General features: G+C 73.1%; 14 protein-coding genes. All 14 read right to left on the bottom strand.

The features are described 5' to 3' along the window. Positions 1-65 precede the first annotated feature (65 nt). Positions 66-581, bottom strand: a complete 516-nt coding sequence (locus ASC58_RS06970; RefSeq protein WP_056918787.1) for a MarR family winged helix-turn-helix transcriptional regulator — start codon at positions 579-581, stop codon at positions 66-68. A 10-nt stretch (positions 582-591) separates the two neighbouring features. Next, positions 592-1,290 (bottom strand): ABC transporter ATP-binding protein, encoded by a 699-nt coding sequence (locus ASC58_RS06965; protein ID WP_056918786.1) that lies wholly within the window; start codon positions 1,288-1,290, stop codon positions 592-594. Then, complete coding sequence (locus ASC58_RS06960; RefSeq protein ID WP_056918785.1) at positions 1,283-2,128, bottom strand: ABC transporter ATP-binding protein; 846 nt, start codon at positions 2,126-2,128, stop codon at positions 1,283-1,285. Before ASC58_RS06960 ends, ASC58_RS06965 begins: the two co-directional genes overlap by 8 nt. Continuing rightward, positions 2,125-5,217: an FtsX-like permease family protein gene (locus tag ASC58_RS06955; RefSeq protein WP_056918784.1), complete on the bottom strand. Its 3,093-nt coding sequence runs from the start codon at positions 5,215-5,217 to the stop codon at positions 2,125-2,127. Before ASC58_RS06955 ends, ASC58_RS06960 begins: the two co-directional genes overlap by 4 nt. Positions 5,218-5,349: 132 nt before the next feature. Continuing rightward, positions 5,350-5,658, bottom strand: coding sequence for a thiamine-binding protein (locus ASC58_RS06950; RefSeq protein WP_056916970.1), 309 nt, complete (start codon positions 5,656-5,658; stop codon positions 5,350-5,352). An 86-nt stretch (positions 5,659-5,744) separates the two neighbouring features. Next, entirely contained in the window at positions 5,745-6,818 is a 1,074-nt protein-coding gene (locus ASC58_RS06945; RefSeq protein WP_056918783.1) for a GNAT family N-acetyltransferase, read from the bottom strand. Positions 6,819-6,865: 47 nt separating this feature from the next. After that, a complete protein-coding gene (locus ASC58_RS06940; protein WP_056918782.1) occupies positions 6,866-7,450 on the bottom strand; it encodes a GNAT family N-acetyltransferase in 585 nt (194 codons plus the stop codon). Positions 7,451-7,453: 3 nt separating this feature from the next. Beyond that, positions 7,454-7,894, bottom strand: coding sequence for a DUF4265 domain-containing protein (locus tag ASC58_RS06935; RefSeq protein WP_056916967.1), 441 nt, complete (start codon positions 7,892-7,894; stop codon positions 7,454-7,456). Further along, a complete protein-coding gene (locus tag ASC58_RS06930) occupies positions 7,891-9,570 on the bottom strand; it encodes an FAD-dependent oxidoreductase (RefSeq protein WP_369796211.1) in 1,680 nt (559 codons plus the stop codon). The genes ASC58_RS06935 and ASC58_RS06930 overlap by 4 nt, the downstream gene beginning before the upstream one ends. A gap of 68 nt (positions 9,571-9,638) precedes the next feature. Beyond that, a complete protein-coding gene (locus tag ASC58_RS06925; RefSeq protein ID WP_056918781.1) occupies positions 9,639-11,240 on the bottom strand; it encodes a serine/threonine-protein kinase in 1,602 nt (533 codons plus the stop codon). A 118-nt stretch (positions 11,241-11,358) separates the two neighbouring features. Then, on the bottom strand, positions 11,359-12,321 hold the full coding sequence (gene meaB / locus ASC58_RS06920; protein WP_056916964.1) for a methylmalonyl Co-A mutase-associated GTPase MeaB: 963 nt from the start codon (positions 12,319-12,321) through the stop codon (positions 11,359-11,361). Positions 12,322-12,381: 60 nt separating this feature from the next. Continuing rightward, on the bottom strand, positions 12,382-13,584 hold the full coding sequence (locus ASC58_RS06915) for an acetyl-CoA C-acetyltransferase (protein WP_056916963.1): 1,203 nt from the start codon (positions 13,582-13,584) through the stop codon (positions 12,382-12,384). A gap of 137 nt (positions 13,585-13,721) precedes the next feature. Next, entirely contained in the window at positions 13,722-17,498 is a 3,777-nt protein-coding gene (locus tag ASC58_RS06910; protein ID WP_056918780.1) for a hypothetical protein, read from the bottom strand. Continuing rightward, positions 17,498-24,277, bottom strand: coding sequence for a hypothetical protein (locus ASC58_RS06905; protein WP_056918779.1), 6,780 nt, complete (start codon positions 24,275-24,277; stop codon positions 17,498-17,500). Before ASC58_RS06905 ends, ASC58_RS06910 begins: the two co-directional genes overlap by 1 nt. Positions 24,278-24,498: the final 221 nt, after the last annotated feature.

The following is a 24,498-nucleotide window of genomic DNA, read 5'->3' as shown; positions in this document are numbered from 1 at the left end:
CCCAGAGGGTCGGAAATCCGACCGTCTGGGCACCCAAACGGCAGAGGGTATGGTGCCGGGCTGGGTCAGGCGTCGAAGTCGGCGGCGCCGATGCGGACCTTGCGCAGGAGCTCGAAGAGCTGCTCGTGCTCGGCGGCGGTGAGCATGCCGAGGCCGAAGCGCGACTCGACCAGGTCCTTGGTCGCCGCCTCCATGGCATCCCGCCCGGCCGGGGTGATCACGGCGAGGGTGCCGCGGCCGTCGTCGGGGTTGGGAACCCGCTCGACGAAGCCCTGGGCGTCGAGGCGCTGGACGATGTTGGTCGCGCTGGTGGGGTGCACCATGAGGCGCTGGCCGATCTTGCTCATGCCGAGGCGCCCGTCGCGGCTGAACGCCAGCAGCACCAGGGCCTCGTACCGCGCGAAGCTCAGGCCGTGGCGCCCGACCAGGGCGTCGTAGTCGGTGATGAGGAGCTGCTGGACCCGCATGATCGAGGTGGCGCTGGCCATGGCCAGGGGCTGGGACGTCCGCCCCCAGCGCTTGGTCCACAGCTGTGCCGCACGCGTGATCGGGTCGAACGGCAGGCGGATGGGCTTGGGCACGCGCAGCAGGCTAGCTGCGGGGAACGCGCACCGTCTCGAGGTGTCCGTCATCGAGACGGATCTCCCCGTCGGCCTGCGCCGCGGCCTCCGGGTCGTGGGTCGCCATGACGACGATCGCGCCGCGCTCCGCCTCCGCCCGCAGCAACGCGAGGACCTTCTCCCGGTTGTCGTGGTCGAGCTCCGAGGTGGGTTCGTCGGCGAGCAGCACACGGCCCCGCAGGGCCAGGCCGCGAGCGACCGCGACGCGCTGCTGCTGTCCACCGCTCAGCTCCTCGGCGAGGTGGCTGCCCGACTCCTCGAGGCCCACGGCGGCGAGGGCCGCCTGGACCCGGTGGCGGGTGTGCTCGGCGGACACCCCGCGCGCGAGGAGCGGCAGCTCGAGGTTTTCCTGCGCCGTCAGCAGGACCGCAAGGGCACTCCCCTGCGGGATCACCTCGATGCCGAGCGACGCCCCTTGGGAGCGGTCGGTGACCAGGTCGTCGCCGAGCCGGACCCCGCCCTCGGCGGGCACCGCCCCGGCGATGGCCCACAGCAGCGAGGACTTGCCGGCACCGCTGTGACCCGTGACCGCGATGAACTCACCCGCGTAGGCGTCGAACGAGGCCGCGTCGACGGCGACGGTGTCGCCGTACCGGACGGTGACGGTGTCCACGACGAGCGGCGGGGTCTCGAGCTCCTCGTCGGGCTCCCACGAGTGGCGCTCAGTCATCGGACGAACCTCCGACCTGGGGGATGAGGGTCCAGACCCCGTCGACGTGGTGCACCCGCACGAGGGCGCCCGGCGGGAACGCGTCGACGGCCGCCGCCGGGAGCGGGAGCGACCCGTCGGCGGACACGACGGCATACTCCTCGCCGGCGCGACCCTCGCTGCCCACGCGACCGTCGCGGATGGTGACGGTCCTCGGCAGTCGCGCAGCCACGTCGGGGTCGTGGGTGACGACGACGATGGTCGTGCCCCACTCCTCGTTGACCCGGTGCAGGGCGTCGAGGACGACGTCGCGCGAGGTGTGGTGCAGCTGGCTGGTCGGTTCGTCGCCGAGCAGCAGGCCCGGCCGGCTGGCCAGCGACACGGCGAGCGCCGCGAGCTGCAGCTGCCCCGGGGGCAACGAGTCGAGCGGTGCGGTGGCGGCGTGGTCGAGCCCCACGAGCTCGAGCACCTCACCGGCCGCCGGCACCCCACGTCCGGCGCGCACGGCTGACCGCTGGGCGAACTCGACGTTCTGTCGGGCCGTCAGGTAGGGCAGCAGGTTGCGTACAGCTCCCTGCAGGATGATGCCCACGTCGGCGGCGCGGAAGCGGTCCAGCTCGGGCTCGGTCATCGTGGACAGCTCGTGCTCCCCCACCCGGACCCGCCCGGCGCTGGGGCGCATCAGGCCGCCGAACAGCGTGAGCAGCGTCGACTTGCCCGCGCCCGAGGGACCGAGCAGCCCGACGACCTCGCCGGGGTCGACGACGAGGTCGACCCCCGACAGCGCCGCGACGTCGTGGCCCTCGGCACGGTAGATGTGCACCAGGCCACGGGTGCTCACGCCCAGACCGGCCTTCACACGGACTCCCTGATGCGGCGCAGCGCGATCCGTCGACCGCAGCCCACCGCGGCAGCCGCCCCGACGGGCAGCAGCACGAGGAGGCAGGCGACGGTGGCCACGAGGACGGCCAGCACCGACGGCGCGATCTGCACCGCCGGGACCGGGGTCGACGGGTCGTCGAACAACGGGAGCAGCGGCATCGCGACCAGCGCCGAGAGGGCTCCGCACACCGTGCCGACGGCGGTGCCGACGCCGACGAGGACGAGCTGTTCGCGCACGAGGGCGCGCCGCAGGACGCTCATCCGCACGCCGGCCATGTGGAGGGCAGCCAGGTCCCGGGCCACGACCCGCCAACCGGTCACCGTCATGACGATGACGACCAGGGCGGCGAGCACGACGGCCATCAGGCCGGTGAAGACCGCGAGCCGCACACCCCATCCGGAGCCCGAGGTGTCGAGGCGCTGCTTGGCCGCGTCGTAGGTGTTGGTCCGCAGCACTCCGATGCCGTTGTCGCGCAGGGCCTTTCGAACCTCGTCGGCCTGACCGGGGTCGCGCAGCCAGACCGACAGGGTGCCACCGGAGGTGAGGGTTCCGCCGAGCCGTTGCAGGGTCGCGTAGTCGACCATCACCCCACGGGCTCCCACCACGGGGAGGGCGCCGGGCCGTTGTGCCGAGAAGACCGACAACGGCGCACCGGTCAGGCTCGGGGCGGTGAACGCCGCCGCAGTCCCCCCGGGCGGCACCCCGCCGGCGAGGAGGCCGGGCACCTTGGCGGGGACGTCGCCATACGTGCGGGCGACGGCGACGCCCGTGCTCCGGAGGCGGAACTCCATGGTGTCGGCCGAGGGGCTGGCGAGGTCCAGCGCGTCCGTCGTGCCACTCGCCACGGGGGCGAAAGGGTTCCAGCTGTTCGGTGAGGAGATCCCCATTGACGTGCCGTCGATGCCGAGGCCACGGACGGTGACGGTGCCGGACACGGTCTTGGCTGCCGGGTCGGTGGGACGGAAGTCGATGCCGGCGAGCCGGCACGTCTCGGGGCAGAGCAGCGGCGTCGACAGCTGCCGGCTGCCGCTCCCGTTGGCGGGGAAGGTGGTCACCTGGCGGATCAGCGCGGTGCCGTCGGGCCCGGTGACCAGCAGGCGCATCTCCACGGGTGCGAGGTCGGCGGGGCTGGCCGGCGACGATCCGGAGAGGACGTCCGACTCGGAGCTCAGCCTCCAGGTCACGGTTCCCGTGATCCGCTGTCCCTTGAGGATGACGGTGTCGACCGGCGGCGGCTTCAGGGCCGCCAGCCGCAGGTCCTGGCCGGCCGGGGTGTAGGCCACGGACGCGAAGTGCTCGGCGTCCACGGCGATGGTGGGGGTCGACCCGGCGGCGGTCTGCCTGATGACGGCCACCGGGGTCACGCGGTCCCCCGACGGGTCGATGGCGCGGGCGGCCCTGGCCAGCGTCGTGGGGTTCACGCTGTCGGTCTCGAGGACGAGCGGGGCCCCGGTCTGGAGCTGGGCGCGAGCCGTCCAGTTGCGGTTGGCCACCACCACGGCGTTCGCGGCGAACACGGTCAGCGCGACGGCCACGCTGACCACGGTGACCACCTTGCGCATCGCCGGACGACGCTGGAGCCCGAAGGCCGTCAGCGCCGGGCCGATCCGTCCCCGCGACAGGCTGGTCCGGCCGGTGGAACGGGCCACCGGGACGGCGAGCCGCGAGACCACGAGGCCACCGGCGAGAGCGACGAGCGTCGGCGTGAGCAGGGCCAGCGGTCCGGTCAGGGTGCGGGTGGCCAGCCCCACGATGCCGAAGACTGCCAGTGCCACGGCCAGGATGTCGACCACCGCGAACGCACCCGCCCGGCTGGGGGACACCCGCCGCAGCAGCGACGAGATCGCCTGCCGCTGCAGTGGACGCACTGCGACGACGATCGCGAGGGCGCACACGACCGCGGACGCGGCCAGGGCCGCCACGGACAGGACCGGCACCTCGAACGGCACCCCGGGCGCCAGGAGGGTCCGCCGGACGACCTCCGACAGGGCCAACGCGAGGCCGAACCCGAGGGGCAGGCCCAAGGAGACCGTGAGGCCGAGCTCGGCCATGACGAGTCGCCCCGCGCCCTCGCGGCTGCGCCCGCGGAGGCGGGCGAGTGCGGCCTCGGGTCGGCGCTGCTCGACGGCCGCCTGCCCCACGAGCAGCAGGATCGCCCCGGCGAGCAGGGCCAGCTGGGCCATGAGGAGGGGGACGATGACACGCAGCTGCTTCTGTCCGCCGGAGACGGCCTGGATGACCAGCGGCAGCTCGCTCTCGACGAGGGCACCACCTTGGCTCGAGGTGCTCGCCCGGGCGCCGATCACACCGGTCACCTCGTCGAGGTTGTCCACGGAAAGCAGCTCGCGACGCAGGGGGAAGCTCAGGGTCGACGTCACCTGCCCCCACGCCTGGTCGAACGTGTCCTCGGTGGTCACGAAGTCGTCGATCGCCGGGACGGGTTCGGTGCCGACGACGAGCAGGGTGCCGGACTTGCCGTCGAGCGTCGTGCGGAGCCAGTACCTCGGGTCGGGCTTCACCTCGTAGGCGCCGACGACCTCGAGCTTCGCCTGGGCGTCCGGCGGGCGCGGATAGACGTTGGTGTCCGGCCCGGGCACGGTCGTGGTGAAGCGCTGGCCCAGCTGCCAGTTCCACGCCTTCTGGTCCTTGGCCGACACGAGGACCTCGTCGGCGGCCGCCGGGCACCTCCCCATCGTGAGGGTGAGGTGGGCGCAGACGTCGGAACGGGCGACCATGCGCCCCGGCGACGCCTTGAGCCCGGTGCGCGGCACGATGTTGATGACGTCGGACATCTGGCCGATCGGTGCCGAGTAGAGGGCCTGCACCTGCGCCGGGACGGCGGCGGCCAGACCAGCTGGTCTCAGGTCCGGGTTGATCGCCGAACGCCCGCCGCGAGCCACCAGGGCGGTGTCCGCCACCGGCGCACCGTCGACGGCCGAACGCAGCAGGGACTGCTCGAGGGCCCGCTCGTAGAGGGGCGCGAACACCGCGCAGGCGGTGACGAGGGTGGACAGCAGGACGAGGACGACAGCCTGGGCGCGGCGATACCTGATCGCTGCCCACATGTCCCCTCGCCTCCCCGCGCCAGCGGGCGCCGACTCATCCCCGGCGCCTCCCGGACGACCTTAGGGTGAGAACGTGCGCCGGAAGGGCACATTCCGGCAACGATTCACGGCCTGGGGCGCCGGACGCCGCACCTACTCCTGCGCGTCGATGGCGGCCTCGAGGCGGTCGAGCTTCGCCGTCAGCTCACCCGTGAAACCGTCGCGGATGTCGGCCTTGAGGACGAGGGAGACCCTCGGCCCGTAGGCGGCGACGGCGTCCACCGCGCCCTTGACGACGGCCAGGCACTCGTCCCACTCCCCCTCGATGGTCGTGAACATCGAGTCGGTGCGGTGCGGGAGGCCGGAGGCGCGGACGACGGCGACCGCGGCCGCGACGGCCTCACTCACCGAGCCGGTGGAGTCGGCGGCGACGGACGGGGCGACGGAGAAGGCGACGAGCATGCCCCCACCGTATGCCGCGGGACCGGGTCCTCCTCCCCGACCCGGTCCCGCGCCCCCACGGACGCCCGCCTCCGGTGCAGCGGGCGTCAGCCTCCGACGTGGCGCTGGTAGGCCAGCACGGCCTCGACGCGTCGGAAGCCGAGCTCCTCGTTGACCCCCACCATGTGCGCGTTCTGCTCCGCGTTGCAGGTCTGCACCCGCTTCGAGGCGGGGGCGACTCGCGCCAGCTCCTGCAGGCCGCGGACCTTGACCGCCATCCCGAGCCGGTGACCGCGGTGCTCGCGGCGCACCAGGGTCCCCCACTGCATCACCTCGTCGGGGTCGTCAGCCGACAGGACGAGGTCGTTGTACGCGACCACCTCGCCGGCCGGCGTCGTGGCGACCGTGTGGATCGTCGTGCGCCCCTGCCGCGTCATGCGGTCGAGCTCCTCGAGGTAGGTCTCCGGGGAGAGCGACTCGGCCTCGAAGTCGACGTCCCCGGTGGGGGCATCGACGGCCAGCTGGTTCCAGCAGTCGCAGTAGGACTGCCGCAGCCCCTCCGGGAGGCGCCCGACGTAGGACTCCACTCGGTAGCCCTGGTGCCTGGTCGCGGACTCGCGGGCCAGCTGGTCGAGCCTCGGCGGGTCGACCGGCAGGTCGAGGAGCCGCCGGATCTCGGTGTTGGCCAGGGCGAATCCGTGCTGCTGGGCGAACCGCACGTGGGGGTGGTCCTCCCGCGCATCGTCGGGCACGTGGCTCTCGATGAGCACCGTCGTGCGCCCGTCCTCGCGGGTGCGGTCGACGATCCGCTCCACGAGGGCACCGCCGACACCTCGGCGTCGCAACCGGGGGTGGACGTCGACCTCACCCCAGGTGAAACGGGTGTTGTCGAGCAGCGGGAACCACTGCATCCCGACACCGGCGACCTCGCCCCCGACCAGTGCCACCCACGGTTCGAGCCGCTCGATCGTGCTCGTCGACCGCAGGTCGACGAGCAGCTCCCGCAACGACGTCCGCTTCGCCCACGGGCGGCCGTGGTTGCGCGACGCCGTCATCGCCAAGTGCGCGGCCGCGACCTCGGCGTCGTCGTCGACGGCCAGCCGCCGGACGACGAATCCACCACCGGCCGCACCGGGGTGGGCGGCCGTGATCGTGGTGCGCGAGGTGCTCGGTGCGGTCATGCAACGAGTGTCGGCCCGTGGCGCCGCCCCCACAACGGGTTTTCGGGTCAGCCGGTCGGGTGCCCCCGGTGCTCACGCCACTCGTCCTCGAGGAGCGACATGAGGATCGCATCGACCCACTGCCCGTCGAACCGGAGCGCGTCGCGGCGCACCCCTTCCCGCACGAACCCGGCCCTGGCGTAGACGCGCTGCGCCCGGGGGTTGAACGCGTACACCTCCAGGGACACCCGGTGCAGGCCGGCCACCTCGAACGCGTGGGCCAGGACGAGCCGCGTGGCCTCGGTGCCCAGGCCACGGTCACGACCCCGGGGACCGATGAGGATCCGGAAGTTCACGCTCGCGTCGGCCTCCTCCCACTCGTTGAGGACGACCTCGCCGACGCACTCCCCGGACACCCGGTCGACGACCGCGAGGTCGAGCCGGTCGGTCTGGGCGTTCCGGGTGGCGTACCACTCGCGCAGCCGCTCCCGGTCCGGCGGCTGCGCCGTCTCCTCGGTGGTGCGGAACGAACCCGTGAGCCGACCGACCTCCGGGTCGGCGACCGCCTCGGTCATCGCCGGGAGGTCACCGTCCTCGAACGGCCGCAGCACGACCCGCTCCCCGGTGAGGGTCGGCTTGGCAGCGAACAGCACGGCTCAGCCGGGCTCGACGCCGAGGTCGAACTGCCAGCGGCCCGAGGCGCTCCCGGTGTCGAGGAGCTCGGCGAGGGCAGCGCCGTCGACGTCCGCAGGGAGGTCCGCCGTGACCAGTCCGTGCTCGGTGGCGGTCGCCACGCACCCGTGCGCCGCCAGCTCGGCCACGACCTGCGCGGTCGTCGTCGAGCCCAACGGGGCGATCCGGGCGGTCCCTCGGCCGGAGGCGAGCAGGACCCCCGTGACCCACCAGCGGTCGTCGTCCTCGACCTGGACGACCGAGACGATGTCGTCGACGGCGATGCCGCTGGTGAACACGGGCACGGCCAGCACGGTGCACGCACCGTCGTGCCGCACCTCGACGTCGAGCCGTTCCGCCTCGAAGGGCGGGTAGCCGTCCTCGTCCTGCTCGAGGGCGACCCAGGCGTGCGCGGGCGGGGTCACGGCGTCTCCTGCGGGGTGAGGTGGGCGTGCACGAGGGCGACCGTGGCGGCCCCTTCACCGCTGGCCGATGCGACCCGCTTCATGGAGCCGGCCCGGACGTCGCCCGCGGCGAAGATCCCCGGGACGGTGGTCTCCAGGGCGGCCGGTGGCCGACCTCCCGTCCACAGGTGCTTGGGCACCTCCCTGCCGGTGTAGACGAAACCGCGGTCGTCGCGCTCGACGGCGTCGGGCAGCCAGTCGGCGCAGGGGTCCGCCCCGAGCAGGAGGAAGAGTCCGTCGGCGTCGACCCGGGCCGGGCCCTGCGGCCCCGTCAGCTCCAGCCACTCCAGGTGCCCGTCACCTCCCCCGTCGGTCACCCGCGTGGCTGTCCGCACCGTGATCCGGGCCGTGGCCGCGATCTCTCGCACGAGGTAGTCGGACATCGTCGCGGCGACGTCGGCGCGACGGACGAGGAGGGTGACGGAGGGCGCGTAGCGGGCGAGGTGGACGGCGGCCTGACCGGCCGAGTTGCCGCCACCGACGACGAACACCTCCTTGCCCTCCATCTCGCGCGAGGCACTGGTGGCCGCGCCGTAGTAGACGCCGAGCCCCACGAGCTCCTCGAGGGACTCGATGCCCAGCCGGCGGTACCGGACGCCGGTGGCCACGAGGACGGCACGAGCCCGCAGCGGCCCACCTTCGGTCTCGATGGTGTGGGCCTCCCCCGGCGCCGAGGCCGGGTTGAGGGACTCGGCCGCGAGGCCGGTGTAGATCCGTGCCCCGAACCGGGTGGCCTGGAAGCGTGCCCGCTGCGCGAGCCGCATACCGGAGATCCCCCGGGGGAACCCGAGGTAGTTGCGGATCATCGAGCTGGTGCCGGCCTGCCCGCCCACGGCGTCCTCCTCGAGCACCACCGTGTCGAGGCCCTCGGACGCGCCGTAGACGGCGGCAGCGAGGCCCGCGGGACCGGAGCCGACGACGACGAGGTCGGCGACGTCGTCGGTGTCGACCACCTGGGGTGAGCCGTAGACGAGGCGGGCGACCTGACGCGCGGTGGCACCCTCCAGCACCTGGCCGCCCACCCCGATGACACCGGACGCCACGACGGGGAACGCCGGTGCCGCGCCGCTCTGCACCGAGGGCAGGCCGCTGATGACGGCACGCCCGGTCTCGCTGTCGGGCCGGTGGACCCCGTGCGGGATGCCCATCCGGTCGAGGAAGTCACGGATCCGCGCTACCTCGGCCGAGTTGCCGCCGTCGACGATCTTGACGCCCTCGACCTCGGGCGTGGACGCCGTCCAGCCCCAGTCCGACAGGTACTCCGTGACGGCGGTGTGGAACTCCTCGTCCCGTGGTCCCTGCGGCACGAGCAGGTAGGTGTCGATGCGCCCCTGCTGCAGGGCCTCGCGCAGCTTGGGCAGCGACAACCCGAAGTCGCCCCGGGCGGTGAGGCAGATGCGGCGGGCGGTCGGCAGCAGGGCGTGCAGCTCGTCCATGAGCTCCAGGCCGCTCGCGTGCTCGCTGCCGCCTCCGGGCAGGTGCCAGCCGATGCCCAGCAGCGCCACCGGTTGCCCCTCCTCGAGCGCGGCCGCCACCACGTCCCGCGCCCCGGAAACGCTGTCGGCACAACGGATCTCATAGTCGCGGGCGTACCTCGAGAACTCGCTGTCGACCGTCGCCAGGTGTTCGGGTGCCACGGCCAGGACCAGGGCGGGGCGGACGCGCGCGGGCGTCGGCGACGCGTCGGTAGCGGCCGCCGCGGACATCAGGCCTGGCCGTCGCCGCTGATCAACCACGAGTCGCCCTTGGGCTCCACCGTGATGCGGTGCGTCTCCTGCGAGTCGCTGCCGTCCTCCTTGTGGAAGGTCAGCTGAACGATGACCGTGCCGACGGACGCGTCCGCCTGGGTCTGGCCCACGTCCACCGACTTGATCGTCGACCAGAAGGTCTCGTAACCGTCCCGCCCACCGGTCGTGCTCTGGTAGGCCGGGGTCAGCTCGGCGAAGGTCTGGTCCCGCTTGTTCTTCTTCGTGACGTCGGCGTAGTAGCTCTTGATGAACGTGGCGAGCCCTGCGTTGTCGGGCGCCTTGGTCGTCGTGGTCGTCGTGGTCGACGGGGTCTGCGTCGTCGTCGTGCTGCTGGTGGTGCTCGTGCTGCTCGTGCTCGACGAGCTGGAGCTGGTCGACTTGGAGGGCGTCTTGGTCACGGCGGGGGCGGTCGTGGTGACGGGCGGCGTCGTGGCCGTGTCGGAACCGGTGCCGTTGGGGCGTGTCAGGAGGTACGCGAGCGCCACCACGCCCAGCACCGCGAGGGCCACGAGGATCGGTACGAGAGGAGAACGCCGCCTGCGGCCGTCGCCATCGTCCCCACCGTCCCCCGGGCCGTACCCGGCCGGGGGGCCGGGGGGCAACGGGTCGTCGTACGGCACGGGATCGGGCTGGAGGCGCTGCGTCGACCCGACCGGTTCGGGGATGAGCTCGGTGGCGGCAGCGCCCCCGAGCGCAGCGCCGCCAGCCCCTGCGCCGACGGCCCCGAGGGGTGTCCCCGCCGGCAGGGCCATGGTCGTGTCCCCTGCGGCGATGCGCTTCAGCCGCTCGGAGGCGGTGTCCATGTCCCAGCGCTGCGCTGGGTCCGCGTGCATCATCGCGGCGATGGCGCCGGCGAGAGGCCCGGCCTTCTCCATGGGGCGTGCCTCCCCGGAGGCGATCGCCTGCAGGGTCGCGAGCGGGTTGGCCTGCGACTCGTAGGGCGGGTGACCCTCGACCGCGTAGTAGAGCGTCGCGCCGAGGGCCCACACGTCGGACGCCGACGTCGGGTCGCCGCCACGGGCCAGCTCGGGCGAGAGGTAGCCGGGGGTACCGGTCATGAACCCGGTCTGGGTCAGCTGGTCGTCGGCCTGCGCCCGGGCGATCCCGAAGTCGCTGATCTTGGGCGTCCCGGCCTGGTCCATGAGGATGTTGCCGGGCTTGATGTCGCGGTGCACGATCCCGCGCTCGTGGGCTCGGGCCAGTGCCCCGGCCACGGCGGACCCGATGGTGGCGACCCTGGTCGGCGACAGTGCGCCCACGTCGCGGATCGTCTCGGCGAGGCTCTGGCCGTGGACGAACTCCATGACCAGCCAGTGCGCGTCGTCCTGGTCGACGATGTCGTAGACCCCGACGGTGTTCGCGTCGTTGAGAGAGGCGGCGATCCGGGCCTCGCGCATGGCGCGGGCCGCAGCAGCCGGCTCACCCGGGAGGGCCCCGACCCGCTTGACGGCGACCTCGCGGCCCAGGACGGTGTCGAGACAGAGCCACACCGTGCCCATCCCGCCACTGCCGATGGCGCGCACGACCTCGTAGCGTCCGGCGATGACCTCGGGCTGCACAGGGATCCTTTCGTCGGGTCGCCCATCACCCTATGGCGTGCGGCGTCCCCTCGACACTCCAGCACACCTGGGTACCACGCTGCACGGATCCAGCCGGGCAGCGGGGGTGGTCCGCAGCTCAGCTCAGGGCGGCGACGACCTCGTCGGCGGCGGCATACGGGTCGGTGGCGCCGTCCACGACCTGCGCAGCGAGCTGGTCGACCCCGCTGCCGTGCCGCAGGTCGCCCATCTTGGCGCGCAGCTGCTGGAGCGCGATGGCCTCGATCTCGTCGCCGGCACGACGGACCCGGCGCTCGCGCAGGGTGCCGGTCTCCTCCATCCAGGCGACGTGCTTGTCGAGCGCCTCCATGACCTCGTCGATCCCCTGGCCCTGAGCCGCGACGGTCTTCACGACCGGGGGGCGCCAGAGGTTCGGCTCCGTACGGTCACCGAGGGAGATCATGTGCCGGATGTCGCGGACGGTCGCGTCGGCCCCGTCGCGGTCCGCCTTGTTGACGACGAACAGGTCGCCGATCTCGAGGATGCCGGCCTTGGCGGCCTGGATGCCGTCACCCATGCCGGGGGCGAGCAGGACGATCGTGGTGTCGGCGAGGCCGGCGATCTCGACCTCCGACTGACCGACGCCGACGGTCTCGACGATGATGACGTCGCACCCGGCGGCGTCGAGGACGCGCAGGGCCTGAGGGGTCGTCCAGGACAGACCGCCGAGGTGTCCACGGCTGGCCATCGAGCGGATGTAGACCTCGGGGTCCAGGACGTGGTCCTGCATGCGGATCCGGTCGCCGAGCAGCGCTCCCCCGGAGAACGGTGAGGACGGGTCGACCGCCAGCACCCCGATCCGCTTGCCCCGGGCGCGGAACGCCGCGACGAGCGCGTTCGTCGACGTCGACTTGCCCACGCCGGGGCTGCCCGTGACGCCGATGATGTGCGCCGAGCCGCTGTGCGGTGCGAGCGCTGCCATCACCTCGCGCAGCGCCGGGTGGGCGTCCTCGACGAGGCTGATCAGGCGCGCGACGGCGCGAGGCGAGCCTGCCCTGGCCGACTCGACCAGGGCAGGGACGTCGACGGTGCGGGGAGCCAAGCGGTGGTCCTCCGGTCGGTGGGTTCGTGCCTCGAGGGTTCGGGTCTCGGGGGTCGGGAGTCAGGCGGTCTTCGGGACCCGGACGATGAGCGCATCACCCTGGCCACCGCCGCCGCAGAGGGCTGCGGCACCGACGCCGCCACCGCGGCGCTGGAGCTCCAGCGCCAGGTGCAGGGCGATGCGAGCGCCGGACATGCCGATGGGGTGACCGAGCGCGATCGCGCCGCCGTTGACGTTGACCTTGTCGAGGTCGATGCCGAGCTCCTTCGCCGAGGCGAGGCCGACGGCCGCGAAGGCCTCGTTGATCTCGACCAGGTCGAGGTCTGACGGCGTGATGCCCTCGCGCTCGCACGCCTTGGCGATGGCCCGGGCGGGCTGCTGCTGCAGGGTCGAGTCGGGACCCGCGACCATGCCGTGGGCGCCGATCTCGGCCAGCCAGGTGAGGCCGAGCTCCTCGGCCTTCGCCTTGCTCATGACGACCACTGCGGCGGCGCCGTCGCTGATCTGGCTCGCCGAGCCGGCGGTGATGGTGCCGTCCTTGGAGAACGCCGGGCGAAGCTTGCCCAGGGAGTCGGTCGTCGTGTCGGCGCGGATGCCCTCGTCGGACCGGAACTCGATCGGGTCGCCCTTGCGCTGCGGGATCGAGACCGGCACGACCTCGTCGTCGAACAGGCCGTCCTTCCAGGCGCGAGCGGCCAGCTGGTGGCTGCGGGCCGAGAACTCGTCCTGCTGCTCGCGGGTGAACTCCTGCGACCCGGTGTTGGCCTGCTCGGTCAGCAGCCCCATCGCCTGGTCGGTGAAGGCGTCCCAGAGGCCGTCGAAGGCCATGTGGTCGCGCATCGTCACGTCGCCGTACTTGTAGCCCTCACGGGACTTCTCGAGCAGGTGCGGGGCGTTGGTCATCGACTCCTGGCCACCGGCCACGACGATGTCGACCTCACCGGCGCGGATCATCTGGTCGGCCATGGCGATGGCGTTGATGCCGGAGAGGCAGACCTTGTTGATGGTCAGGGCGGGGACGTCCATCGGGATACCGGCCTTGGCGGCGGCCTGGCGGGCGGGGATCTGCCCCGCGCCGGCCTGCAGCACCTGGCCCATGATCACGTAGTCGACCTGCTCCGGCGCGACACCGGACTTGTCGAGCGCCCCCTTGATGGCGACGCCACCGAGGTCGGCCCCGGAGAAGCCCTTGAGCGAGCCCAGCAGGCGGCCCATCGGGGTGCGTGCCCCCGCGACGATGACGGAAACGGGACGGTCAGACATGGTTCAAGCCTCCAGCGCCATTGGTGTGGTTCACCCGGCACTCTAGTCCGGCCACCGGGGCGTCGGACCGCCCGGGCGGGTGGCCCTGACCACACGCCGGTATGCCGCGAGGTGGGTTCGTCACCCACCTCGCGACCTCACGTGGTCGCCGTCGCCGTGACCCGCTGTCCCTCGGGGCTGACGACGGTGACCGAGATGGACAGGGCACCGGTGAGGGGGATGAAGGCCTCGTACGGGGGCGGAGCGCCGAGACCACGGCGGAGCCGGTTGCGCACGACGACGATCTCGCCGCTCCTCGGGACCCCGTCGGAGGCCCACGGGATCTCGTCGAACGGGAACGTCCCGGTCAGGGTCCGCGCCCGCGGCAGGAAGGGACCGACCGGCGGGAACGGCCCGACCGGGAACGGCAGCCCGCGACGGAACCCGCCACGGAGGCCACCGCCTCCACCCGCGCCACCACCGGCGCCGCGGGGGAAGCGGACGGGGCCGTCGGGGAGCACCACGGGGCCGACGAGGCGCTGGGAGGCGACGACCTCGAAGACGTAGGGGGGCCGCCGCCGGGCACTGGCGTCGGTCCGGATGCCGACGTGCACGCCGCGGCCGGCGATGGCGAAGACGTCGACCAGCGAGACCGTGACGTCCGGGGGCGGCTCCACCCACCCCGGCACGGTGAGGTCCCGGGTGAGCTCGCGCCCGAGCGGGTCGACCAGCCGCACCCGCACGTCGACCGGGTCGCCGGCGACCGGGCGGGTGAACCACAGGGCGAGCGGTGTCCGTCCCGCGACCCTGGCGCCCTGCTCGAACGTCGGGGTCGTCGCGGCGGCGGGCGGTGGCGTGGTCAGTGCGGTGAGCGCGACGTCGGGCAGGGCGACGGCAGCGACCTCGTCCGCGCCCGCCGACCCGTCGAGGCGGTGCACGCCGGCCGGCAGCACGCGGGGCGGAGCCGAGGTGGCGGACCGCACGACGACCCCCCGGTGGTCGCCTCCCCACACGTCGGCGGTGAGCGGCTCGAGCTCGGGGGCACCGGGTGGGACGGTGACGGCGACGACGTCGGAGGCTGCGGACGGCAGCCCCCGCTCCGCCTTCGCGGGCACCGTGTCCACGGGCACGGCGACCGATCGCAGCAGCCACGGGTCCCACCGCGCCGGGAGGGTGCCGGTCCAGGTGGCCGACCAGACCGGCTGGCCGAGCACGGGGTCGACGTCCGCGGGCGACGGGACCGTGGTGACGACCACGTCGGCGAAGGCCGGACCCATCGTCGACACGTCGCGGGCCGCTTCCTCGGAGGTCGTGCGATGGAGCCTGAACCGTTGCACCGCCATGTCGCTCGCGGCATACAGACGGATCGTGACGGTGCCGTCCAGGGCGACGGACGGGCGCGCGAGCGGAGGTGACGGCCGGCGCAGCCGTGGCGCCATGACGGCCTGGAGGTGCTCGTGGGGCGTTCCGGAGTCCGGCCACGGGCTCTCCACCCCGGACTTCGTCATCGTGGTGACGACGAAGAGGTGGATGTCGGTGGACCCCTTGGGCAGGGTGGCGTCATAGGTGCGCACGGCCCCGTCGACCTCCTGGAACCTGCGGAAGGCGGCGCGGCGCTGGGTCGGGGTCATCGCGTCGTACGCGCTGCGCAGGTCGACCAGCCGCTGGCCGGGGACGGTCGAGTCGGGCGCCTTCGGCGCGAGCCCGGCCCGCTGGCGCAGGGACGTCTCGTTGACCTCCCAGACGATGCAGGTACGCACGTCGGCCCCACCGGGCAGCGACCACGCGACCCGCACGTGGCTGCAGCCCTGCGCGTCGAGGGTGCTGCCGAGGGGCACGCCGGGCAGCGGTGGCGGCGGGAGGGGGACGACCGGGACGGGGCTGGCGGCGCTGGTGCGGGCGGGGTGGGGTTCCCCGGGCGCCCAGGGGGTGGGGCTGGCGCCGACGAGGAGCTGGCGCCGGGTCCAGACCTGCACCCCCCAGCGTCCGGTGCCGGAGAAGTCCAGCGTCGGCACGTCGGCGACCACGGCGTAGCGGCGACCGCCGTCGCCCTGGGCCGGGCCGGGCACGGCGGTCTCGGTGCCGTCGGCGGACAGCGGTCGGACGGTGCAGCCCGACGGGACCGGGGTGTCGCCGGCGAACGTGAACCCGAGGTCCCGGCGGAAGCACCCGGGCGGGGTGACGGCATCCGGGGACAGGCCCGCGGGCGGCGTGGCCGTCGGTGAGGCCATGGGGAAGTAGATCGCCACGAGGTCGACCTGGGTGGGCGTGCGCTCCTCCCACTCGACGGCGACCTCCGCCTTGAGCGTGCCGGGGCACGACGACGACCCGGTCCACCGGGTGTCGAGGGCCACGGAGATGAGGCGGGTCGGCTGGGGTGCGGGCTCGTCCCCGTTCCACGCCACGTCCTGCCAGGGCGACCAGAGCCCGTGCAGGTCGCTCACCGCGACGGCGTACCCGAGGTGGCGGCCACCGCTGCCGATGGGGATCTCCTGTCCCCCGTCGACGAGCGCGATGCGGTTGTTGCCCGCCTCGCCCTCAGGGCCGTCGGGGGTGACGAGCAGCGGCCGGTCGCCACCCGCGTCGCGTCGCGGCAGCAGTGACACCGCTGGTCCGGCGGTCATCAGGTCGAACCTCGCCAGCGCCGACTCGGTCACCGGTGACGTCGCGGCGGCCTTGGGCACACGGTCCCAGCTGAGCCGCACGGACTCGCGCCACGGCGCGTCGGGAACGACCGGGCCGACCAGGCCGGCGCGTTCCGAGGTGAGCCCCGTGGGCGTGGGGACGAGGAGGTGCGGTTCTGGAGCAGGGGCGTAGGCCGCGAACTCCCCTCCCCCGCGCTCCGGCGGTGCCAGCCGGGAGTACTTCGCCGTGACGAGGAAGTCGCAACGGCCCACCGCCACCTGCAGGTCGTCCATCTTCTCCATCGTGTAGCTCGCGCCGAACCCGGTGGCCAGGTTGAGGAAGGGGTCGCTCAGGGCCGGCAGCATGAGCATCGGCCAGGGGCCGGTGTCGGCGGTCGTGCCGAGCGACGACGTCCGCCCGTCCTGCTGCGGCGGATCGACGGCCCGGGGACTGGTGACGGCGAACTGCTGGTACTCGCGCACCCCCGGGTCGTAGAGGGCGGGCAGCTCGGGGAACAGGTCGCGCCGCACCTCCTCGACCAGCAGCTTGGGGTCGGGGGCCTGCCAGGGGGGCGCGGCCCGTCCGGACTCGGTGACCGGTGCCCAGCCCAGGGGTGGGCCGCCGCGCAGCAGCCGGTGGACGGCCGCGTCGACCGGGGGCATGAGGCGGTCGACGGGCCCCTGGTCGGAGGTGTCGTACTCGAACCCGGCCAACGGCTGGTCCACCGGCAGCCCGACGTACTCGAGCTCCTTCCACCCGTCGTCGTCGACGATCCGCTCGAGCGGGTCGATGGAGACGCGGATGTCGGTGCCGTTGACGACCTTGGCGTACGTCGCCCCGGACGTGCGGACGACGATGGTGAGGGGGTCGGCGCTCGACGGCTGCAGCGAGCCGGCCGCCACGACGTGGTCGGGGTCGTCACCGGTGCGGAACAGCAGCACGGCGACCGGCTGGCCGGGGTCGACCGGGCGGCAGGTGACCTGCACGCAGCCGGCCTCGACGGGCCCCCAGAGGACGAGGGGGATGCGGTCGGACGACACGAACGCCTTGGTGCGCTTCGGCGCGTCCTTCGGGCTGCGCGTCCAGACGGTGAACGCGCTGCGGGGCACCCCGAGGCCCGGACCGCACGCCCAGCTGAGGTGGATGTCCATGGAGCGCAGCTGAAGCCGGCGGTCGTCGAACGCCGCATGCGTCCCGGCCTCGAGGTGGTCGAGCCGGCGCAGGAGCGCGCGCTGCCGAGCGGCGAGGGTCGCCCAGGGCAGTCGGACGGCCTTGGCGCGGAACAGCGACGAGTCGGACCTGCGTGCCATCAGAGCTCCTCCTCCCAGGGTGCGCGTTGGAGCGGGACGTCGACGGCGACCGCCCGGGACTCGGGCGCGTTGGCCAGGGCATCGGCGGCGACCACGAGGTCGAGGGCCACGCGCGTGCCGCGCGCACCGGCGCCGAGGAGGACCACCGCCCGCCCCAGACCGGGCCCACGGATGATGCGCGTGATCCCGGCGGCGGGCAGCGAACCCGCCGGTGCCGCAGCGGTGCTCGCCTGCAGGGACAACCAGTCGGTCGGTCGCGCAGCCCACCAGTGGTGCGTGGGGTCGACCGAGTCGACCGGTCCCTGGACCTGGGTCGGCATGAGCCTGTTGCGCCACAGGGTCTCGCTGCACTCGACGACGACGGCCAGCGGGGCGGGGACGGCGTCGGTCGACCAGAGGACCTGCACGACCGGCGCGCCGGGGGTCTGCGGGACGGTGAGCCCCGCGGCCTGGAACGCGGAGTCGAGCTGGTCACCGGTGGGTGCGTCCGGCAGGGCCGTGAGGGGTCCGATCGCCGGGACCACGGTATGGCGCCAGCGCGCCTCCCGGAGAAGTCCGGCCAGCTGGGCGACCGTGCCGAAGGCACTGGTGGTGAAGCCGATCCGGTGCACGAGGGCCCGCGCACTTGCGGGTGCGCCCTTCGGGACGGCGTGGATGTCGATGAGGTAGTCGGTGAGGGGTTCCAGGTCGTAGGGCAGCTCGAGGACGTCGTGGTGGGTCCGCTCACCCGAGACGTCGATGCACTGCTGCCCCTGGCTGAGCACCTCGACGACCGCCTCCTCCCACGGGGTCGTGACGGACAGCCCGAGGGCCTTCTTGAGGTGGATGCCGTCGACCTCGAGGGGCACGGTGAACGCGCTCCCCGGGGCCCCGCCGCCCGGCGGCACCGGGTGCTTGCCCGAGGCGGCCAGGACGATGACCCGCAGCTCCTTGCCGTAGGCGTCGAAGAGGGCCGTGACGTTCTGGGTGGCCAGGGCGATGCGGATCGGCTCGGCGCACAGGACGCCGACGTCGTCCATGCCGGGCGCCGTCGCCAGCAGCCACGGCGAGAGGTCCTTCGGCGACTCGTCCGCCCCGTCGGCGGCGAACCGGAAGCTGTCGCTGTGCCCCCCGTCCCAGGTCGGGGCCACCGTCGGCTCGGCGTCCTGCTTCACCGACGCGGCCTTCCAGGCGACCGTCACGGTGTACGACCGGCCCGGTACGAGCAGCGCGTGGTCGTCGGGGTCCTGGGCCAGCGCGGTCGAGATGGCCTCCTGCTCGCTGGAGACCACGGAGCTGTCCCACTCCCAGCGGGATGCCTCGCTGGTCACGACCCCCGTCATCGCGACGAGGTGGAAGGCGGGTGGCTGCTGGTCCTTCGGGAACCGCCCTGTGTCCCAACCGATCTCGATGGTGGCGACCTCCTTCAGGTCACGCGAGCCCACCAGCAGCAGGGTCTGCGGCCAGGTGGCCCGTGCCGCCGTGCGGGCGGCGACCTGGCCGGCCCGGCAGATCGGGTCGGCCCACGGCCCGTCGCCGTCCATCCAGGCGCCGGGCAGCGGGTTGTCGGTGTCGACCCGGTCGTCGGAGCCCAGGCCGCGCTGGTCGAGGACCTGGCCCTTGGCGTCGAGCCACCGGACGACGAGGCGGTCCATGAAGACCTCCTCGGGGACGAGCAGCAGCATGGTCAGGTCGCCCGCCCCACCGCCCGGGGTGACCCGCAGGACGTCGCGCAGGTCGCCCGGCTGGAACTTCAACCGGTCCCACGCCCGCTTGACCCGCTCCATGTCCGACTCGGTGCCGCGGGGTGCCGGCTCGTCGGAGTCGAGCACCGGTGACCTGAGGATGCGTCCCTCGCAGCCGAGCCCGACGGACGCCGCCCGACCCACTGCCACGCCGGCTGCCTGCGGGCCGGCCACCCCGACGGCCAGACCCAGCGCCGGGTCCCAGCCCTGGCCGAGCCGGGTGGCCTGCACGTCGGCGAGGCTCGCTCCGCCTGCCAGCGCCGCGGCGACCTCGCCCCAGGCGCGCTCGTCGGTGGCGGCGGCCCGGTGCGAGAACGTCGCGCCGGCGGTGGCGACCCAGCCCTTGAGCGGGTTCGGCTGGGGACGACCCGGCTGCTTCTCGCAGCAGCGGACGGCGTCACCGACGACCACGGCCGGGTTGGTGCCCTGCAGGACGTCGATGGCCGGGTCGCCCGTGCGCCACGCCTCGGTGACGTCGCAGTCCGCGTGCACCGGGCGGGTGCGCAGCGTGTCGGGCGGGTCGGGCCAAGGGATGCCGGTGAGGTGCCACCCGACGGTGCTCGGTCCGGGCGCCTTCCCGTCGAACGTCCAGAGCACTGGGGCGGGTGGCGCCGCCGGGTTGCACACCGTCCCCCACCGGTCGGTGACGCTCGTGGTCAGAGCCTCGCCGTACGGCAGTGCCCGGCTGAACGGCGTCGGCAGCCAGTTGAGCAGGGCCAACGCCGGACCGGACGACGGATCCGCCGGCGAGGTCTGCTTCCACCACGAGCTCGGGGTCTTGCCTGCGGGAGCGGGCGGTTGGAGGTCGCCGGTGAGCGTGACCGACGTGACCTGGTAGGTCCACCAGCGGTCCCCGAGCCGCACCCAGGGCCGTGCCCCGCTGTTGCCGAGCGGCGCACCTCCCAGGACCGGCCCACCCACCGAGGGCGCGGTGTTGAAGAGCACGACCGGTACGGCGTCGAGCGGCACCGTGGGCGGTGTGCCCGCGACACCGTCCCCGAGGGCGTCCGCCAGCTTGCCGTCGATGGCACGTTCGCCACCGGTGCCCTCGACGAGGGCGGGCGACCTCGACACAAGGCTCACTCCGGCCACGAGGGGTGGTGGCGTCAGGGTCTCGCTGGGCTGGGAGCCGATGGTGAGCGACACGCAGCCCTTGACGCTGAAGAAGAAGAAGTCGACCTCGCCGCAGACCTCGCCGTGGACGTAGGTGACGTCGGGGCTGCTGGGGGTCGTGCGGCCGACGAGCACGTCGAGCTCCGCGCTGGCCCCGATGCTGATGATGAACAGCCGCAGCTCGCCCCGGACGTAGATCTTGCCGGCGAGGAAGAACGGGTCGAACCCGAGGATCGCGTCGAAGCCGCCGGCGACCTCGAGGTAGAGCCCCACCGCCTTGCTGCCCATGAGGACGCAGCTGATGTGGAACCCCGTGGCGATGGCCATCCCGCCGGTCACGGGCGGCAGCACGGGGATGGTGATGCCGTTGCCGTGCACCATGAGGTAGCCGCTGCCGGTGATGACGTCGAGCACCTCGATCGTCACGCGGTCCTCGTAGGAGCCGAGGTCGACGAGCCAGTTCTGGGGGTTGCGGGTGTCGAAGAACGCCGTCACCGGAACGCGGATCTTGAGCAGGCTCTTGATCTCGTAGGCGGCGACGATGCCGAGGGTGATCGTGCCGCGGCCGAAGTCGATGTCGAGGACGGCGAGGAACGTCGCACTCTGCGTGGAGTCCTTGAGCACCGGCGGCAGCTTGAGGACGTCGGCTTTCATGACCAGCAGCAGGCGCGGGCCGGGCACCTCGATGAGGACGATGCCCTTGAGGTTGACGACGAACCCGCCGTCCACGGTGCCGAGCAGCATGCCCGCCGCGAACGCGTACCCGCCGGGGGTGACGGTCCACCCGTCGGGGTGCATGACGGTGCCCCGCTCGAGCTGTGCCTGCAGCCAGTCGAGGGCGGGCACCGGCCGCGCGGCATACGGGGCCTCGTTGCGTGCGTAGTTGATCCCCACACCGCCGAGGAAGCCGTAGATGCCCAGGCCGGAGTTGCCGAGCAGCAGCGGGACGGGGAGCTCGACCTCGGCCCCGATGAGCACCCCGGTGACGCCGTCGCGGGTCTCGACGGCGAGGACGGCGCTGGCACGCAGGTTGATGGGCGTGACGGTGAGGTCGAAGTAGCCCTTGAACCCGAGCGGCGTGAACTCCAGGGATCCCCTGCCGTGCAACGTCCCCGGCACGTCGATCGAGGCGGCGAGCTTGGTGAGGCTGAGCTCGAAGGGGCCATCGAGCCGCGCCCTGATCCGGACCGTCTCGACGGTGACGATGCCGAGGTCGAGGCCGAGCCCGACCTCCACCTCCATGTAGGTCGGGTTGTCGCGGCTGACGCGGAAGCCCAGGACCCGCAGCAGCTCGTCGAGCGGCGGGCTGGCGGTGAGGGCGCCTGCTGGGATGTCGAGGCTGTAGCCCTTGCTGGGGTCGAACACCGGGACCGGCAGGTAGTCGACGTGGCCCGGGTTCGACGGGTTGGGGGCGGTGTTCCACGACGAGCGGACACCGATCGCCTTGTAGCGCGTGGTCACCGGGTGCTCCGGGTTGACCCGGACGATCGTCAGGTCGAACGTGAAGGTGACCTCGATGTCGAGCAGGATGCTCACCGTCGTGCCGCGCGGGTCGACGGTCGCCGAGCCGTCGGGGGCGATGACCCCCTGGCTGACGACGAGCTCGCCGCCGCGCAGGATGATCTTCTGGGTGTTGATCAGGCTGCTCGCACCGAGGGCGATGCTCCCGAGCGACACGAGCGCGCCGGCGGCCGGGCTCAGCTCGGCTGCGGCGGAGCTGAGCGGCGCGAGGATGCTCAGGGCGCCGAGGACGTTGAGGGCGTTGGGGTTGGAGTGGGCGAGGTCCATCTGGGCGAGGCCGTCGAGGTCCGCCTCCGCCGCCCTGAACTCGGCGCTGACCAGCCACGAGTCGCGGTCCTCGGCGATGCGCAGCCGGACGAGGAACGTGCAGATGCCGTCGCTGGGGTTGCGTGTGCCCTGGCGCAGCTGTTGCTGTCCGTGCTGGCGCAGGGCGGTCTCCGCGGCGGTCTCGATGTCGAACTCGCCGTACACCTCGGCCCGGATGAAGGTGCTGCGCAGGAGCTCGACCCGGACCCCGATCTTGCGGAAGCAGTCCGGCCGGCCACCGGTGGGCGGGGTGCGGTCCACCTCGCGCGGCGGCGGCGTGACGACGCGCTCGACCCTCGCGGTGATGGTCTCCTCACCGTTCCCTGCCGTGGTGGCCCGGGCACGCCACCACGCGCCGCTGCCTGCCGCGGGCGGCGGCGTGGTCCCCTCGACCGACGTCGTATGCGACTTCGCGAGGGTGAACCCGTCCGCACTCCCGGCCGTGACATTCGTGAAACCCTTGCTGCGCAACAGATCCACCATCACGTCACGGCGGCGCTCGCTGAGCTTGCGGTTGTAGTCCGCGTCCGCGGGGGTGTCGTGCTGGGTCCCCTCCCACGACGCATACCCCTTGACGATTAGGGCCGTGCCGGCACCGATCTGGGCGATGACCGCCGGGGTGAGGGCCTGGGTCAGTGGGGCGGACCCTCCGGCGTTGTCGCGGCTCGACGCCTGCCCCGTGCGCACGTTGTCGGGGTTGCTCGCCCACGTGTGCAGCGCCCCGGTGATGGTGGGGTTGAAGGGGTCCGGCTTCGCGAACAGGTAGTACGCGTCGATCACCTGCGGCTGCGTCGCCGGGAGCGTCGCGGTCACGTCCACGCGGGCCCCCGCCGCGACGGGGACGTCCGCGGTCACGGACGGCCCCACCGAGCCACCCGTCCAGGTCCAGTTCGCCGGCACCGGCGGGTCGGTGGTCAGCCGCACCATCGTGGCGGTCCCGGCCCCCGGCACCTCCCGTATGGCGTGCGGCCGGGTGTTGGTCGGCGTCACCGTGACCGTCGAGCTGCCACCGGTGCCGCTCGGGTCCGTGCGCCGCACCGCGCTGAAGGTGCGCGTGGTCGGGTTCCCTACACCGTCGGTCGCGGTCACTGTGATGGACAGGCTGCCCGTCGCGGGGACGGTGACCTCGACGCGGTCGTCGGTCGTGACCGTGCCGTCGACGTCGATGCTGACGGTGATGGGAGCCAGCCCGCCGGCGGTGTCTACGAAGAGGGTCGCGTGCTCCGGCACCTGTGCGGCGCCCGCGCCGGGGTCGCCGATCCACTCCCCCGAGGCGGTGCGGAAGCTCACGGTCATCGTCGGGGTCCCGCCGCGGTTGACCACCTCCGCCTCGAAGATCCCGGTGACGCCTGCGTGGACGCCGAGGCCGATCCACAGGTCGCGCACACCCGCGCTCACCGCGACACCCTGGAGCCCGGTCGGGGCGACGAAGAGGCGGGCCTCGGGGAGCCAGAAGCCCTGCCAGTCGGCGGGCATCGCGCGCGCTTCGGCCGGCACCCCGGGGCCGGCGGTGCCGGAGAGGTCGAGCACCGCTGTCCGGAAGGCGAAGCCGACGACGTCCGACGGACCGACCAGGGCGTGGGGCGGGTTCATCGAGATGAACTCGTAGATGTGGTCGACCGGCGTGCCGCCGGTCTCGGCGGACAGCAGCTCGACGCCGACCGACTGGCCGCTCAGCTGCTTGGCCCGGATCCGCAGGGCGGGGAGGGTGAAGGTGACGGGCATGCCGTTGGCCCGCAGCTGGCCCTGACCGTCCAGCTCGGCGCCACGCAGGAACGGCAGTCGTACCAGGACGATCGGCACGCCCAGGGTCACCCGCCAGCCGCCGTCGCCGACGCCACCCGACTGGTGCAGGGCGAGCTCGACGCTGACCGTGGGGTCGGGGAACTCGATGGGGGTCGTGCTCGTGGTGCCGCCGTTGCCGAACCCTCCGGAGCCCGGATCGAGGGTGATGGGCGTGGGCCACGTGCCGCTGGCGGTGTAGACGTGCCAGGTCCCGTCCTCGTCGGTGTGCAGGCCGTCGTCGATGGCGTTCAGCCCCTGCAGGAGCGGTCTGACCTGGTCGAGGGCACCGGAGCTCTGCGCGCCGGCGGGGAGCTCGTCCCACAGCGACACGGCATACCTCCCTGAGCGGGTGCGGGCACGACGAAGGACGGCCCGTCAGGGCGCCCGGAAAAGTGGTCGGCCGCAGGTTCCCCCTCGCAGCCAATCCCCAGCGAATGCAAGCCAATGGTGCTGTTTGCAGGTAACCAGCGGGGAGGCGCCGCGGTCAACGGCCTGTCACAGAACCGCCATCAGCGCCGCCACAAACACCGTCATTCCGGACGGCCGTCGCC

The organism is Phycicoccus sp. Root101, assembly GCF_001426245.1.
Classification (GTDB): Bacteria; Actinomycetota; Actinomycetes; order Actinomycetales; family Dermatophilaceae; genus Pedococcus.
This window is presented reverse-complemented; position numbering and strand designations above follow the sequence as displayed.